Origin of the sequence: Cellulomonas sp. JZ18, from assembly GCF_009720485.1 — a bacterium.
In the GTDB taxonomy this organism is placed as follows: Bacteria; Actinomycetota; Actinomycetes; order Actinomycetales; family Cellulomonadaceae; genus Cellulomonas.
Map to the genome: position 1 here is coordinate 924,601 of NZ_CP045245.1, position 16,168 is coordinate 940,768.

At 73.5% G+C, this 16,168-nt stretch carries 12 protein-coding genes; all 12 read left to right on the forward strand.

Features of this window, described 5'->3' with window-relative positions:
* The first annotated feature begins 46 nt into the window (after positions 1-46).
* From GC089_RS04275 to nuoN, 12 genes are read left to right on the forward strand one after another with little or no spacing between them, the layout of a single operon-like run.
* Positions 47-868, forward strand: a complete 822-nt coding sequence (locus tag GC089_RS04275; protein WP_155378929.1) for an NADH-quinone oxidoreductase subunit C — start codon at positions 47-49, stop codon at positions 866-868.
* Entirely contained in the window at positions 868-2,223 is a 1,356-nt protein-coding gene (locus tag GC089_RS04280; RefSeq protein WP_155376611.1) for an NADH-quinone oxidoreductase subunit D, read from the forward strand. Before GC089_RS04275 ends, GC089_RS04280 begins: the two co-directional genes overlap by 1 nt.
* Positions 2,223-3,179, forward strand: a complete 957-nt coding sequence (gene nuoE / locus GC089_RS04285; protein WP_155376612.1) for an NADH-quinone oxidoreductase subunit NuoE — start codon at positions 2,223-2,225, stop codon at positions 3,177-3,179. Before GC089_RS04280 ends, nuoE begins: the two co-directional genes overlap by 1 nt.
* Complete coding sequence (nuoF, locus tag GC089_RS04290) at positions 3,176-4,513, forward strand: NADH-quinone oxidoreductase subunit NuoF (RefSeq protein ID WP_155376613.1); 1,338 nt, start codon at positions 3,176-3,178, stop codon at positions 4,511-4,513. The genes nuoE and nuoF overlap by 4 nt, the downstream gene beginning before the upstream one ends.
* Positions 4,510-7,200: an NADH-quinone oxidoreductase subunit G gene (locus tag GC089_RS04295; RefSeq protein WP_155376614.1), complete on the forward strand. Its 2,691-nt coding sequence runs from the start codon at positions 4,510-4,512 to the stop codon at positions 7,198-7,200. The genes nuoF and GC089_RS04295 overlap by 4 nt, the downstream gene beginning before the upstream one ends.
* The gene (gene nuoH / locus GC089_RS04300; protein WP_155376615.1) at positions 7,197-8,570 is read left to right on the forward strand and encodes an NADH-quinone oxidoreductase subunit NuoH; all 1,374 of its coding nucleotides are present in this window, start codon (positions 7,197-7,199) and stop codon (positions 8,568-8,570) included. The genes GC089_RS04295 and nuoH overlap by 4 nt, the downstream gene beginning before the upstream one ends.
* Positions 8,563-9,339, forward strand: coding sequence for an NADH-quinone oxidoreductase subunit NuoI (gene nuoI, locus GC089_RS04305; RefSeq protein ID WP_155376616.1), 777 nt, complete (start codon positions 8,563-8,565; stop codon positions 9,337-9,339). The genes nuoH and nuoI overlap by 8 nt, the downstream gene beginning before the upstream one ends.
* Positions 9,340-9,386: 47 nt before the next feature.
* Positions 9,387-10,373: an NADH-quinone oxidoreductase subunit J gene (locus GC089_RS04310; protein ID WP_196250885.1), complete on the forward strand. Its 987-nt coding sequence runs from the start codon at positions 9,387-9,389 to the stop codon at positions 10,371-10,373.
* Positions 10,370-10,669, forward strand: coding sequence for an NADH-quinone oxidoreductase subunit NuoK (gene nuoK, locus GC089_RS04315; RefSeq protein WP_136519133.1), 300 nt, complete (start codon positions 10,370-10,372; stop codon positions 10,667-10,669). The genes GC089_RS04310 and nuoK overlap by 4 nt, the downstream gene beginning before the upstream one ends.
* Positions 10,670-10,679: 10 nt before the next feature.
* Positions 10,680-12,662: an NADH-quinone oxidoreductase subunit L gene (gene nuoL / locus GC089_RS04320; RefSeq protein ID WP_230685056.1), complete on the forward strand. Its 1,983-nt coding sequence runs from the start codon at positions 10,680-10,682 to the stop codon at positions 12,660-12,662.
* 17 nt (positions 12,663-12,679) lie between these two features.
* Complete coding sequence (locus GC089_RS04325) at positions 12,680-14,236, forward strand: NADH-quinone oxidoreductase subunit M (RefSeq protein ID WP_155376617.1); 1,557 nt, start codon at positions 12,680-12,682, stop codon at positions 14,234-14,236.
* Positions 14,233-16,011 carry an NADH-quinone oxidoreductase subunit NuoN gene (gene nuoN / locus GC089_RS04330; protein WP_155376618.1) on the forward strand — a complete coding sequence of 593 codons (1,779 nt, stop codon included), beginning with the start codon at positions 14,233-14,235 and terminating at the stop codon, positions 16,009-16,011. Before GC089_RS04325 ends, nuoN begins: the two co-directional genes overlap by 4 nt.
* Positions 16,012-16,168: the final 157 nt, after the last annotated feature.

Here is a 16,168-nt window from a genome sequence, read left to right on the forward strand (position 1 = left end):
CGCCGAGCACCGCCCCGAGAAGCGCCCCGCGGAGGGCGAGGCCGCCGTGCCGGCGGGGGAGAAGGCGGACGCCGCGGCGGCCGTGAAGCCCGGCGCCGGGACCACGGCCCCGGACGCCGCGGTCGCGCAGCAGACGTCCGCGGCCGCGCTGGAGGCCGGGTCGCAGAACGTGCGCGGTGACGTCGACCTGGCGGCGGCGCGCACGCCGCTGGAGATCGTGGACGTGCGCACCGGCATGTTCGGCGCGACGGGTTCGGGCGACACGTCCGGGTACGGCGGGCTCGTGCGCACGATCGCGATGCCCGGTCCGAGCGAGCGCCCGTACGGCGGCTGGTTCGACGAGGTCGTGGACGTGCTGGCCGAGGTCCTCGACGAGTCCGGGACCGGCTTCGCGAACGCCGTCGAGTACGTGACGGTCGACCGCGAGGAGCTCACGCTGCACGTGCGGCGCGAGCACGTCGTCGAGGTCGCCCGCGCCCTGCGCGACGACCCCGACCTGCGGTTCGAGCTGAGCCTGGGCGTCAGCGGCGTGCACTTCCCGCACGAGACGGGACGCGAGCTGCACGCCGTCTACCACGTCGTGTCGGTGACGCACGGGCGCCGGCTGCGCTTCGAGGTCGCGGTGGCCGAGGCCGACCCGCACATCCCGTCGACCACGTCGGTGTACCCGGCGAACGACTGGCACGAGCGCGAGACCTGGGACTTCTTCGGGATCGTCTTCGACGGCCACCCGGGGCTCGCGCGGATCGAGATGCCCGACGACTGGCCGGGCCACCCGCAGCGCAAGGACTACCCCCTCGGGGGCATCCCGGTCGAGTACAAGGGCGCTTCCGTGCCGCCCCCGGACCAGCGGAGGTCGTACAGCTGATGGCCGCCCCCCACACCGCCCCCCACGCGACGGCCCACGTCGTCGACGACCAGACCACCGACGTCCCGACGTTCGAGGCGTCCGGCGGCGACTGGTCGGACATCGCCGAGGAGGCCGCGCGCCTCGGCGAGGAGCGCATCGTCGTCAACATGGGCCCCCAGCACCCGTCCACGCACGGCGTGCTGCGGCTCATGCTCGAGATCGACGGCGAGACCGTCACCGAGGCCCGGGCCGGCATCGGCTACCTGCACACGGGCATCGAGAAGAACATGGAGTACCGCACCTGGACCCAGGGCGTGACGTTCTGCACCCGCATGGACTACGTCGCCCCGCTGTTCCAGGAGGTCGGGTACTGCCTGGCCGTCGAGAAGCTGCTCGGCATCACGGACGACGTCCCCGAGCGGGCGACGGTCATCCGGGTGCTGATGATGGAGCTCAACCGGATCTCGTCCCACCTCGTCTGCCTCGCCACCGGCGGCAACGAGCTCGGTGCGACGACGATCATGACGGTCGGCTTCACGGCCCGCGAGGAGGTCCTCAAGGTCTTCGAGCTGATCACCGGCCTGCGCATGAACCACGCGTACATCCGCCCGGGCGGGGTCGCGCAGGACGTGCCGCCGGGCGCGATCGACTCCGTGCGCGAGGCGCTGGCGCAGATGCGCGGCTACTTCCGCCAGCTCGAGGACCTCATGCTGGCCAACCCGATCCTGCAGGCCCGCCTGAAGGACGTCGGCTCGCTCAACCTCGCCGCGTGCATGGCCCTCGGCATCACCGGGCCCGTGCTGCGCTCGACCGGCCTGCCGTACGACGTGCGCAAGGCGGCGCCGTACTGCGGGTACGAGACGTACGACTTCGACGTCCCGGTGAACGACGGCGCCGACTCCTGGTCCCGCGTGCTGCTGCGGATGGAGGAGTGCTACCAGTCGATGCGCATCGTCGAGCAGTGCCTCGACCGGCTGGTTGCGCTGCCCGCGGGCGACGTGATGGTGCACGACAAGAAGGTCGCGTGGCCGGCGCAGCTCGCCATCGGCACCGACGGCATGGGCAACTCGCTCGGGCACATCCGGGAGATCATGGGCACCTCGATGGAGGCCCTGATCCACCACTTCAAGCTGGTGACGGAGGGGTTCCGCGTGCCGGCCGGCCAGGTGTTCCAGTCGGTCGAGCACCCGCGCGGCGAGCTCGGCGTGCACCTGGTCTCCGACGGCGGCACCAAGCCGTACCGCGCGCACTTCCGCGACCCGTCGTTCAACAACCTGCAGGCCGTCTCGATGATGTGCGAGGGCGGGCAGGTGGCCGACGTCGTCGTCGCCGTCGCGTCGCTCGACCCGGTGCTGGGAGGGGTGGACCGCTGATGTCCGTCGAGCACGAGGTCCCGGGCGCACGCGTGCCGGGCGCCCGGCACGCCACCGGGTACGACGACGCGACGCGCGAGCGCCTCGCCGCCGACGCCGCGGCGATCATGGCGCGCTACCCGCAGGAGCGGTCGGCGCTGCTGCCGATGCTGCACCTGGTGCAGTCCGAGGACGGCTACGTCAGCCCGCGCGGCATCGCGTTCTGCGCCGCGCAGCTGGGTCTGACCACGGCCGAGGTCTCGGCGGTCGCGACGTTCTACACGCAGTTCAAGCGCCACCCCAACGGCACGTACACGGTCGGCGTCTGCACGAACACGCTGTGCGCGGTCATGGGCGGCGACGCGATCTGGGAGGAGCTCACCGAGCACCTCGGGGTCGACCACGACGAGACGACCGAGGACGGCGCGATCACGCTCGAGCGCATCGAGTGCAACGCGGCGTGCGACTACGCCCCCGTCGTGATGGTCAACTGGGAGTTCTTCGACGACCAGACGCCGGACTCGGCGCGCGACGTCGTCGACCGGCTGCGCGCCGGCGAGCGGGTCGCGCCGACGCGCGGGGCGTCGTCGGTGTGCTCCTTCAAGGAGATGAGCCGGGTGCTGGCCGGGTTCCCCGACGGGCGCGCGGACGAGGGCGTCGGCGCGGGCCCCGCGACGCTGCGCGGCACGCTCCTGGCCAAGGAGAAGGGGTGGCGTGCCCCCGACTTCCCCGACGTCGCGCACGTCGAGGGGCAGGTCTCGCCGTCGGGCGGTGCACCCGCCGACCAGGCGCAGCCGGAGGAGAGCAAGCCCGCCGCGACCGGCGCCGGCCCGACGCCCGCCGGTCAGCAGCCCGGCGCCGACCCCAAGGTCGGCGCGGAGGAGTCCAGCGCCCAGCGCCCGCCGACGACGCCGTCCGACGCGTCGCCGGAGGGGCAGCAGCGCCGGCAGCGCAGCGACGACGCGAAGGAGTCGTGATGACGACCCTGGCACCCGTGCTCTCCGCGCACTGGGACGCGGACCGGTCCTGGACCCTGGCCACGTACGAGGCGAACGGCGGCTACCGCGGCCTGCGCCGCGCGCTGAACATGCAGGCCCCGGACGTCGTGACGATGGTCAAGGAGTCCGGTCTGCGCGGCCGTGGTGGCGCCGGCTTCCCGACCGGGATGAAGTGGGGCTTCCTGCCCCCGCCGGACGGCGGCCCGCGCTACCTCGTCGTCAACGCCGACGAGTCCGAGCCGGGCACCTGCAAGGACATCCCGCTGATGATGGCGAACCCGCAGGCGCTCGTGGAGGGCGTCGCCATCACGTCGTACGCGATCGGCTGCCACCACGCGTTCATCTACGTGCGCGGCGAGGTGCTGCACGTGTACCGCCGCATGCTGCGGGCGGTCGAGGAGGCGTACGCCGCGGGCTACCTGGGCAAGGACGTCCTGGGCTCGGGCTTCGACCTCGACGTGACGGTGCACGCCGGCGCCGGCGCGTACATCTGCGGCGAGGAGACCGCGCTGCTCGACTCGCTCGAGGGGCTGCGCGGGCAGCCGCGGCTCAAGCCGCCGTTCCCCGCGGTGGCCGGCCTGTACGCGCGGCCGACGGTCGTCAACAACGTCGAGTCCGTCGCGTCGGTGCCGGGGATCCTCGTCGGCGGCGCGCAGTGGTTCACGTCCATGGGCACCGAGCGCTCGGCGGGCCACGGCCTGTTCTCGCTGTCGGGGCACGTGCAGCGGCCCGGTCAGTACGAGGCCCCGCTCGGCATCACGCTGCGCGAGCTGCTCGACATGGCGGGCGGCGTCCGCGAGGGCCACGAGCTGAAGTTCTGGACGCCCGGCGGGTCGTCGACGCCGATCTTCACCGCCGAGCACCTCGACGTGCCGCTGGACTACGAGTCGGTGGGCAAGGCGGGGTCGATGCTCGGCACGCGCGCGCTGCAGATCTTCGACGAGACGGTGTCGGTGGTGCGCGCGGTGACGCGGTGGATGGCCTTCTACAAGCACGAGTCGTGCGGCAAGTGCACGCCGTGCCGCGAGGGCACGTTCTGGCTGCTGCAGGTGCTGCAGCGCCTCGAGGCCGGCCAGGGCACGAGCGGGGACATCGACCTGCTGCTCGACCTGTGCGACAACATCCTCGGCCGCTCGTTCTGCGCGCTCGGCGACGGGGCGACGAGCCCGGTCACGAGCGCGGTGAAGTACTTCCGGGAGGAGTTCGAGGCGGGAACGCACACGCCCGCGGACGTGCTCTTCCCGCCGGAGCGCTGCGCGCTGTTCGAGTACACGCCGCGTCGTCGCACGCAGCTCGCGGGGGTGCACGCATGACCATCACGACCCCGAACCGGCGCACCGACGCGCCGGCGACGGACGCCACGCCGCTCGTGCCCGCCGCGCCGCCCGTGCGCGAGCCGGAGCCCGAGGCGACCGTCACGTTCGAGATCGACGGCCTCGAGACGACCGTGCCCAAGGGCACCCTCGTGATCCGTGCCGCCGAGCGCCTCGGCATCCAGATCCCGCGGTTCTGCGACCACCCGCTGCTCGCCCCGGCGGGCGCGTGCCGGCAGTGCCTCGTCGAGGTCTGGGCGCCCGGACGCGACGGCAACCTCGCGAAGATGCCGAAGCCGCAGGCGTCCTGCACGCTCGAGGCCACCCCGGGCATGCAGGTCAAGACGCAGCACACGTCGCCCGAGGCGGACAAGGCGCAGCACGGCGTCATGGAGCTGCTGCTCATCAACCACCCGCTCGACTGCCCCGTCTGCGACAAGGGCGGCGAGTGCCCCCTGCAGAACCAGGCGATGAGCAACGGTCGCGCCACGACCCGGTTCGTCGACGTCAAGCGCACGTTCCCGAAGCCGATCGCCGTGTCGACGCAGATCCTGCTCGACCGTGAGCGGTGCGTCCTGTGCCAGCGCTGCACCCGGTTCTCCGAGGAGGTCGCCGGCGACGTCTGGATCGACCTGCAGAAGCGCGGCGCGCAGCAGCAGATCGGCACGTTCGACACCGAGGTGCTCGGCTTCGCCGGCGAGACGCCCGTGGGCGCGGCGACGCTGGACACCAGCGGGCGGCCGTTCTCGTCCTACTTCTCGGGGAACACCGTCCAGATCTGCCCCGTCGGGGCGCTCACGTCCGCCGCGTACCGGTTCCGCGCACGGCCGTTCGACCTCGTGTCCACGCCCGGCATCGCGGAGCACGACAGCAACGGGTCGGCGATCCGCGTGGACCACCGCCGTGGCGTCGTCCTGCGGCGCCTCGCGGGCGAGGACCCGGCCGTCAACCAGGAGTGGGTCACCGACAAGGACCGCTTCGCGTTCCGCTGGCAGTCCGCCGCCGACCGGATCACCACCCCGATGGTGCGCCGCCCGCAGGGCGACGGGACGCGCGGCCCGCTCGAGCCGTGCAGCTGGGCCGAGGCGCTTGACACCGCGGCGGCGGGGCTGCAGGCGGCGGTCGAGGCCGGCGCCGGCGTCGGTGTGCTGCCGGGCGGCCGCCTCACGCTCGAGGACGCGTACGCGTACGCCAAGCTCGCGCGGGTCGCGCTGCGCACCAACGACGTGGACCACCGCGCACGCCCGCACTCGGCGGAGGAGGAGGCCTTCCTCGGTCACGTCGTCGCCGGGCGCACCCTCCAGGTGACGTTCGCCGACCTGGTGGCCGCACCCGCGGTGCTGTGCGTCGCGTACGAGCCGGAGGAGGAGGGCGGCGTCGTCTTCCTGCGGCTGCGCGAGCGCGTCGTCGCCGGCCGCACGCGCGTGCTGTCCGTCGCCGCGCTCGCGAGCCGCGGCCTCGAGCGGCTCGACGGCACGCTGCTCCCGGCCGCCCCCGGGACGGAGCCGGAGGTCCTCGACGCGATCGAGGACGGCGCCGACGAGCCGCTGCTCGCCGACGCCGCGGCCGCCCTGGCCGGCGAGGGCGCGGTCGTGCTCGTCGGCGAGCGCGCCGCCGAGGTGCCCGGGCTGCTCTCGGCGGTCGTGCGCCTGACCGCCCGCACGGGGGCACGCCTCGCGTGGGTGCCGCGCCGCGCGGGCGAGCGGGGCGCGGTCGAGGCCGGCACGCTGCCGGGCCTGCTGCCCGGCGGCCGCCCCGTGAGCGACTCCGCGGCGCGTGTCGACATGGCCGCGGTGTGGGGCGTGGACGAGCTGCCGGCGACGCCCGGACGCAGCGCCGACGCCATCCTCGCCGCCGCGGCCGAGCGGCGCCTGGGTGCCCTCGTCGTCGGCGGCGTGGACCCCGCGGACCACGCGGACCCGCGGCTCGCGCGCACCGCGCTCGACGCGGTGCCGTTCCTCGTCTCGCTCGAGGTCCGGGCGTCGGAGGTGACCGACCGGGCGGACGTCGTCCTGCCGGTGGCCCCGCCCGTCGAGCGGCCCGGCACGTACGTGACCTGGGAGGGACGGCCGCGGCCGTTCGCCCAGGCGCTGACCAGCACGGCGCTGCCGGACCACCGCGTGCTCGACCGGCTGGCCGACGCGCTCGGCGTGGAGCTCGGTCTCGGGACCCTCGCGGCCGTGCACGCCGAGCTCGACCAGCTCGGCGGGTGGGACGGCGCGCGCGTGCCCGCCCCGGACGTGCCGAGCGCCGAGCCGCCGCCGGTGCCGCCGGGCCACGCCGTGCTCGCGACGTGGCACCAGCTGCTCGACGCGGGCCGGCTCCAGGACGGCGAGCCGTACCTCGCCGGGACCGCGAAGCGCCCGCTGGCCCGCGTGTCCGCCGCCACCGCGGCGGCCGCCGGGCTCGTCGACGGCGGCGAGGTCGAGGTGGCCACCGAGCGCGGGTCGCTCACCGTGCCGGTGCAGGTCACGGACATGCCCGACCACGTCGTGTGGCTGCCGACGAACGCGCGGGGCTGCGCCGTGCGCGACGTGCTCGGTGCCGGCGCGGGGACGGTCGTGCGGCTCGCGGCGGCGCGTCCCGTCGGCACGCAGCACGCCGCCGCCCCGTCCACCGGCCCGGTGACCGGGGACACCGCCGACGCGGTGTCCGGCGTGCGGATCGACGAGGGGGAGCGGGCATGAGCCGCGTGCTCGGGGTGCTGCCGGCGGCCGTGGGCGACGGCGCCCAGGCGGGCGTGTCGGCGGACTTCAGCCAGGACGTGTTCTGGGTCTGGCTGCTCAAGGCCGTCGCGATCATCGTCTTCCTGCTGACGAGCGTGCTCATCGCGATCTGGTTCGAGCGCAAGGTCGTCGCCCGCATGCAGGTGCGACCCGGCCCGAACGTGCACGGCCCGTTCGGCCTGCTGCAGTCGCTCGCGGACGCGATGAAGCTCCTGGTCAAGGAGGACGTCACCGTCAAGGCGGCCGACAAGCTCGTCTACATCGTGGCGCCGATGATCGCCGTGTTCTGCTCGCTGCTCGTCTACGCGGTCATCCCGTTCGGGCCCGAGGTCAGCATCTTCGGCGTCGTGACGCCGCTGCAGCTCACGGACTTCCCCGTCGCGACGCTGTACATCCTCGCGTGCGCGTCGGTCGGCGTGTACGGGATCGTGCTCGGCGGCTGGTCGTCGAACTCGACGTACCCGCTGCTCGGCGGCGTGCGGTCCACGGCCCAGGTCATCTCGTACGAGCTCGCGATGGGCCTGTCCCTGGTCAGCGTCTTCCTCATGGCCGGGTCGATGTCGACGTCGCAGATCGTCGACTCCCAGACGCAGGTGTGGTGGTTCCTGCCGCTGCTGCCGGCGTTCGTCATCTACCTCGTGTCGATGGTCGGCGAGACCAACCGCCTGCCGTTCGACCTGCCCGAGGCCGAGGGCGAGCTGGTGTCCGGGTACATGACCGAGTACTCGTCGATGAAGTTCGCGTGGTTCTTCCTCGCCGAGTACATCAACATGCTCAACGTCTCGGCCGTCGCGACGACGCTGTTCCTCGGCGGCTGGCGGGCGCCCTTCGTCCCGGCCGACAGCTTCCTGCAGCAGGGCTGGTGGCCCGTGCTGTGGTTCCTCGCGAAGGTCTGGTTCTTCATGTTCCTGTTCGTGTGGATCCGCGGGTCGGTCCTGCGCTTCCGCTACGACCAGTTCATGAAGATCGGCTGGAAGGTGCTGATCCCGGCCGCCCTCGTGTGGGTCGTCGCGGTGGCGCTCGTCCAGGCCGTGCGGCGGCTGTGGGACGTCGACCTGCGCACGACGCTGTTCGTCCTCGCGGGCCTCGTGGTGGTGGGCCTCGTCGTGTCCTTCCTCGTGCCCGAGAAGACGCCGGAGCCCGAGGCCGCGCGCGCCGAGCCCGAGCCGTTCGACCCGTTCGCGAACGGGTACCCCGTCCCGCCCCTGCCGGGCCAGGTGCTCCCGCCCTCGCCGCGCGCGCAGCGCCGGCTCGCGGCGGGGGCCACCGACGCCGGCTCGCCCGGCAGCCCGTCCGGGCCCGAGACCCCGCTGGAGGTGCGCGGTGGCTGAGCGCAGGAAGAAGCCGACGGGCGACGTCGAGCCCGCACGGCGCGGCGGCGAGGTCGCCCGCCCCGACGAGGGCTACGAGTCGCTCATCGAGCCGCGGTCGGGGCTGTCCGCCCTGCTCGCGCCGGTGGGCGGCTTCGGGGTGACGCTGTCGAACATGTTCCGCCCCACGGTGACGGAGCAGTACCCGCGCGAGCGGGTGCCGACGAAGCCGCGCTACCACGGGCGCCACCAGCTCAACCGGTACGCCGACGGGCTGGAGAAGTGCATCGGCTGCGAGCTGTGCGCGTGGGCCTGCCCGGCGGACGCGATCTACGTCGAGGGCGCCGACAACACGCCCGAGGCGCAGTTCTCGCCGGGGGAGCGGTACGGCCGCGTCTACCAGATCAACTACCTGCGCTGCATCTTCTGCGGCCTGTGCGTCGAGGCGTGCCCGACGCGCGCGCTGACGATGACCAACGAGTACGAGCTCGCCGGCCCGACGCGCGCCGGGATGATCTGGGAGAAGCAGGACCTGCTCGCGCCGCTGCGCGAGGGTCAGCTCGCCCCGCCGCACCCGATGGTCGAGGGCACGTCCGACACCGAGTACTACCGCGGCGAGGTCACCGGCGTGACGCCGGAGCAGGTCGACTGGGTCGCCGAGCACCGCCCGGACGACCCGACGCTGCCGCAGAACGCGCAGAAGGGGGCCACGGTGCCCGACCACGGCACGACGCGGCTCGAGCAGCAGGCGATCACCGCGGGCGCACGGCGGCAGGGAGGTGCCCGGTGACGGGTGCGCTCGCGGCGGTGCACGCCGCCCTGCCCGCGGTCGCCACGGTGGTCCCGGCCGCGCTCGAGGAGACGGGCCGGACCACGACCGCGGAGGCCGTCCTGTTCTGGGTGCTCGCGCCCGTCATGGTGCTCGCGGCGCTCGGCCTGCTGTTCGCCCGCAAGGCGGTGCACGCGGCGCTCGCGGTCGTCGTCGTGATGATCTCGCTGGCGTTCCTCTACGTCGCGCAGGACGCCCCGTTCCTCGGCGTCGTGCAGGTGGTCGTGTACACCGGCGCGGTCATGATGCTGTTCCTCTTCGTGCTCATGCTCGTGGGCGTCGACCGCTCCGACTCCCTGGTCGAGACGCTCCGGGGGCAGCGCTGGATCGGCGTGCTGGCCGGCGCCGGTCTCGGCGTCGTCCTCGCCGGTGTCGTCGGCCGCGCGACGTACCCGCAGGCACAGGGGCTCGTCGAGGCGAACGCCGACTCCAACCCGGTGGGCGTGGCGCGCATCGTGTTCGGGCAGCACGTGCTCGCGCTCGAGGTCGTCGGGTGCCTGCTCGTCGTCGCCGCGCTGGGTGCGCTGGTGCTCACGCACCGCCGGCGCCTGGCCCCGCGCGTCGGGCAGCGGGAGCTCGCCGAGCGGCGCGTGCGCGAGGGCGGCACCCTCACGCCGCTGCCGGCACCGGGCGTCTACGCCCGGCACAACGCGATGGACGTGCCGGCGCTCGGCCCCGACGGCCGCCCGCTCGAGCACTCGGTGCCGCGCGTGCTGCGCGTCCGGGGCCAGGAGGCCGACGCGCGCGAGTACGCCGCGCGCATCGACCGCGTGCTCGCCGGCGGCTGGGCGAACGGCGCCGGGTCGTTCACGTCCGCGACCGGCGACGGCCCGCCGCTCGGCGCCCGGGACCTGGCCCGCGACGCGGCCGGCAAGGACGACCGGCCCGAGGACGCCCCCGGTGGCGCCGACGCGCCGGACGAGCCGAGCGCCGCGAGCGCGGACGCGCACACGGCCGACGGCGACGAGCTGCGCGACGAGGAGGTCCGCCGGTGACGCTCACCCACTACCTGGTGCTGGCCGCGATCCTGTTCGCGATCGGCGCCACCACGGTCCTGCTGCGGCGCAACGCGATCATCGTGTTCATGGGCGTCGAGCTCATGCTCAACTCCACGAACCTGCTGCTCGTCACGTTCGCCCGCATGCACGGCGACCTCACCGGCCAGGTGCTCGCGTTCTTCGTCATGGTGGTCGCCGCGGCCGAGGTGGTCGTCGGCCTCGGCATCATCGTGTCGATCTTCCGGACCCGGCGCTCGGCCTCGGTCGACGACGTCAACCTGCTGAAGAGCTGAGGGGCGGCACGTGCACACCCTGATGTCCCTGACGAGCCCTGCCCGGTTCGCCGCCGACCCCGCGGTCGCGGTGCTCACCGACTCGTGGGCCGGCGCCCGGGCCGCCGCGTGGCTGGTCCTCGTGCCGCTGCTGTCCGCCGCCGTGCTGCTGCTGCTCGGCCGCCGCGCCGACCGGTGGGGCCACTGGCTCGGCGTCCTCGCGTCGGCCACGTCGTTCGTGGTGGCGCTCGTGCTGTTCCTCGGCCTGCTCGGGCAGCCCGCCGAGCAGCGCGTGCACGACGTCTCCTTCGGCACGTGGGTCGACGCGGGTTCGCTCACCCTGGACGCCGGTCTGCGGGTCGACCCGCTGTCGATGACGTTCGTGCTGCTCGTGACGTTCGTCGGCACGCTCATCCACGTCTACTCCGTGGCGTACATGGAGCACGACGTCGACCGGCGCCGGTTCTTCGCGTACCTCAACCTGTTCGTCGCGGCGATGCTCCTGCTCGTCCTCGCGGACTCCTACCTGCTGCTGTTCGTCGGGTGGGAGGGCGTGGGCCTCGCGTCGTACCTGCTCATCGGGTTCTGGAACCACAACACCCCGTACGCGGTCGCGGCGAAGAAGGCGTTCGTCGCCAACCGCGTCGGCGACGTCGGGCTGATCGTCGCGATGGGCCTGATGTTCGCGGCATTCGGCGGCCTGGACTTCGCCACCGTGAACGCGGGCGTGGCGAACGCCGACGCGGCCGTCCTCACCCCGATCGGGCTGGCACTGCTGCTCGCCGCGTGCGGCAAGTCGGCGCAGTTCCCGCTGCAGTCCTGGCTGGGCGACGCGATGGCCGGCCCGACGCCGGTGTCGGCGCTCATCCACGCGGCCACCATGGTCACCGCCGGCGTCTACCTCATCGTCCGGTCCGGCGACGTGTACGCCGCGGCGCCGACGGCCCAGCTGGTCGTCGCGGTCGTCGGTGCGATCACGCTCCTGTTCGGGGCGATCGTCGGCTGTGCCAAGGACGACATCAAGAAGGCGCTCGCCGCCTCGACGATGTCGCAGATCGGGTACATGGTGCTCGCCGCGGGCCTCGGCCCGATCGGCTACGCGTTCGCGATCTTCCACCTCGTCACGCACGGCTTCTTCAAGGCCGGCATGTTCCTCGGGGCCGGGTCCGTCATGCACGGCATGGACGACCAGGTCGACATGCGCCGCTTCGGCGGGCTCGGCCGGTACATGAAGATCACGTACGTCACCTTCATGGCCGGGTGGCTCGCGATCCTCGGCGTCTTCCCCTTCGCGGGCTTCTGGAGCAAGGACAAGATCATCGAGGCGGCCTTCGTGCCCGTCGACGGCGAGCCGTGGCGCGCGTGGGTGTTCGGCGGCATCGCGCTGCTCGGCGCCGGCATCACCGCGTTCTACATGTCGCGCCTGTTCTTCCTCACGTTCGAGGGGCAGAAGCGCTGGTCGCAGAAGCGGGACGGCAGCGCGCAGCACCCGCACGAGTCGCCGCTGCTCATGACGGTGCCGATGATCGTGCTCGCGGTCGGCTCGGTCGGCCTCGGCTGGTTCCTCTCGAGCGCCGGGTTCGTCGAGTGGCTGGAGCCGTCGGTCGGGCACGCGGAGCACCACGAGCCGGTGCTGCCGGTCCCGGCGATCGTCGCCGCGACGCTCGCCGTCGTCGTCGTCGGGCTCGTCCTGGCGTGGCGCACGTACGCGGTGTCGACCGTGCCGGTCGCGCCCCCGCGCGGCACCGTCCTCACCCGCGCCGCCCGTCAGGACCTGTACCAGGACGTCGTCAACGACGCCGCGCTCGTCGAGCCCGGCCGGTACCTGACGCGCTCCCTGGTGTACGGGGATAAGGCGGTCGTCGACGGCGCCGTGACGGGTCTGGGCAAGGTCACGGTCGGCGTGGGCGACGCGGTCCGGCGCGTGCAGACCGGGTACGCCCGGTCGTACGCGGCCTCGACCGTGGTCGGGCTGGTCGTGCTCACGGTCGTCGTGCTGGCCGTGCGCGGCTGAGGCGGAGGAGACGAGAGATGGCGAACTTCCCCCTGCTCACCGCGCTGGTGGTCCTCCCCGCGCTGGGTGCGGTCGCGCTGTGGGCGCTGCCCGCCGGGGCCCGCCGGCACGCGCGGACCGTCGCGCTCGGCGTCGCGCTGGCCGAGCTGCTGCTCGTCGTCGCGGCGTTCACCGCGTTCGACACCGCGGACGCCGCCACGCACCAGCTCGTCGAGACGGTGCCGTGGATCCCGGCCTTCGGGGTGTCCTGGGCGCTCGGCGTCGACGGCGTCGGTCTCGCGCTCGTCGCGATGGCCGTGCTGCTCGTGCCGCTCGTCGTGCTCGCCGCCTGGCGCGAGCAGGGCGCGGGCGACGTGCCCACCGACCGGCTGCGGCACTACCTCGCGCTCGTCCTGCTGCTCGAGGCGTTCGTCGTCCTCGTGTTCGCCGCGCGCGACGTGTTCCTGTTCTACGTCGTCTTCGAGGCGATGCTCATCCCGGTCTACTTCATGATCGGCGGGTTCGGCGGGGCCCGGCGCCGGTACGCGGCCGTGAAGTTCCTGCTCTACTCCCTCGCCGGCGGGCTGGTCATGCTCATCGGCGTCATCGGCCTGTACCTGCAGGGGCCGCGAGGGCCGGAGGGCTTCCTCACGGAGAACCTCGTCGGGCTGCAGATGGACCCGACGCTCGAGCGCTGGCTGTTCGTCTCGTTCTTCGTCGCGTTCGCCATCAAGGCGCCGATGTTCCCCGTGCACACCTGGCTGCCCGACGCGGCGGAGCAGGCGCCCGCCGGCACGTCCGCGCTGCTCGTCGGCGTGCTCGACAAGGTCGGCACGTTCGGCATGCTCACGCTCTGCCTGCCCCTGTTCCCGCAGGCGTCGCGCTGGGCGGCGCCCGTCGTCATCGCACTGGCCGTCGTGTCCGTGCTCTACGGGGCGCTGCTGGCGATCGGGCAGCGGGACCTCATGCGGCTCGTCGCGTACACGTCGGTGTCGCACTTCGGCTTCATCGTGCTCGGCATCTTCGCGTTCACGTCGACGTCGGTGGCCGGGTCGTCCTTCTACATGGTCAACCACGGCCTCTCCACCGGGGCGCTGTTCCTGCTCGTCGGCTTCCTCGCCGCGCGGCGCGGCTCGCAGCAGGTCGCGGACTTCGGCGGGCTGCAGAAGGTCGTGCCGGTCATGGCGGGGATGTTCCTCGTCGTGGGCCTGTCCGCGCTGTCGCTGCCGGGGCTGTCGACGTTCGTCAGCGAGATCCTCGTGCTGGTCGGCAGCTTCGCACGGCACCCCGTCGCCGCGGTCGTCGCGACCGTCGGCGTCGTGCTCGCCGCGATCTACGTGCTGTGGACCTACCAGCGCCTGTTCACGGGGCCCGTGCGGCCCGAGCTCGCCGGGATGCGCGAGGCGTCCGCGCGCGAGCGGTGGGCCGTCGGCCCGCTCATCGCCGCGATGCTCGCGCTCGGGTTCGTGCCCGGTCCGGCGCTCGACCTCGTCCGGCCGCCCGCGGAGCAGACGCTCACGCAGGTGGGGGTCGAGGACCCCGGGCCGACCCAGCTCGTCGTCATGCCCGCGTCCGAGGAAGGGGGCGACCGGTGAACGGCTTCATCGCACCGGACATCGCCTGGGGCCCGCTGGTCCCGGTGCTCGTGGTGCTGCTGGCCGCCGTGGTCGGCGTGCTCGTCGAGGCCTTCGTGCCCGAGCGCCTGCGCCGCACGGTGCAGCTCGCCCTGAGCCTGACCGCGCTCGCCGGGGCGCTCGTCGCCGTCGCCGCGCTCTGGGGCGACGTGCGGCGCACCGGCGGCACCGACGTCCTCGCCGGCTCGCTCGTCGTCGACGGGCCCGCGCTCGTGCTGCAGGGCACGGTCGTGCTGCTGGCGCTGCTGTCGGTGCTGCTGTTCGCCGACCGGGTCACCGGCGACGACGACGCGTTCGCCCCGACGGCCGCCGCCGTGCCGGGCTCCGACTACGAGGAGCTCGCGCGCCGGCGCGGCCTGCGGCAGACCGAGGTCTTCCCGCTCCTGCTGTTCGCCACCGGCGGGATGATGATCTTCCCCGCCACGGCGGACCTGCTGACGCTCTTCATCGCGCTCGAGGTCCTGTCGCTGCCGCTGTACCTGCTCTCGGGGCTCGCGCGCCGCCGTCGTCTGCTGTCGCAGGAGGCGTCGATGAAGTACTTCCTGCTGGGCGCGTTCACCTCGGCGATCATGCTGTTCGGCATCGCGCTGCTGTACGGCTACAGCGGCTCCATCCGCTTCTCGGAGATCGCGGCCGCGACCGCGAGCCCCGCCGGCACGGACGACCTGCTGCTCGTCGGGGCCGTGCTGCTGCTGGTCGGCCTGCTGTTCAAGGTCGGCGCCGTGCCGTTCCACCAGTGGACGCCCGACGTGTACCAGGGTGCGCCGACGCCCGTCACGGGGTTCATGGCCGCGTGCACGAAGGTCGCGGCGTTCGGCGCCCTGCTGCGCGTCGTCTACGGGATGCTCCCGGGCATGCGCTGGGACCTCGAGGTCGTCCTGTGGGTCGTCGCGGTCCTCACGATGGTCGTCGGCACCGTGGCGGCGCTCGTGCAGACCGACGTCAAGCGCCTGCTCGCGTACTCCTCGATCGCGCACGCCGGGTTCGTGCTCACCGGCGTCGTCGCGCTCGACGAGTCCGGTATCACGGCGGTGCTCTTCTACCTGCTCGCCTACGGCGCGACCACGCTCGGTGCGTTCGGCCTCGTCGCGCTCGTGCGCGAGCGCCGCGTCGCGGACGGGGCCGACGAGCCCGCGGTGCTCGGCGAGGCGACGCGGCTGTCGCAGTGGGCGGGCCTCGGTCGCTCGCACCCCGCGCTGGCGGTGACGTTCACGATCTTCCTGCTGTCGTTCGCCGGGATCCCGCTCACGGCGGGCTTCACCGGCAAGTTCGCGGTGTTCTCCGCCGCCGTCGCGGGCGGGGCGTGGCCCCTCGCGCTGGTCGGCGTGCTCGCCTCCGTCGCGGCGGCGTTCTTCTACGTCCGCGTCATCGTGCTGCTGTTCTTCACCGACCCCGCGGGCGCGGCGGAGCGGGCCGGCGGCACCGACGGTGCCGAGGGCGACGTGCCCGACGGCCCCGTCCCGGTCGGCGCGGGCGGTGCGACGGCGGCGGCCGACGGTCCCGCGGGGGCGCAGGCCGCGGGTGCGGTCGCCGGGCCCGGCACGGCCACCGGGACGGCGACGGCGGCCTCGCCGGCGTCCACCGCCGCAGCGGACCGCACGACGACGACGGTCGTCCCGGGGGAGGGCCTGACGCTCGTGGCCGTGGCGGTGTGCGCGGTGCTGACGGTCGTGCTCGGCGTGGCGCCGCAGCCGGTGCTGGACGCGATCGCGTCCGTGGCGGTCCTGCTGCCGTGAGCCCCGCGGGGCCGGCGCCGGACGAACCGGGCGGAACCGGGCGTCCTCGACGTCCCGTTCCGTGCCGCGACGTACGGACGGATAGGTTCGTCCTGTGACGACAGCCCTCGCCCTCCCGCTGCACGACGCCGAGCTGGCGGAGCGCCTCACCGGGCGC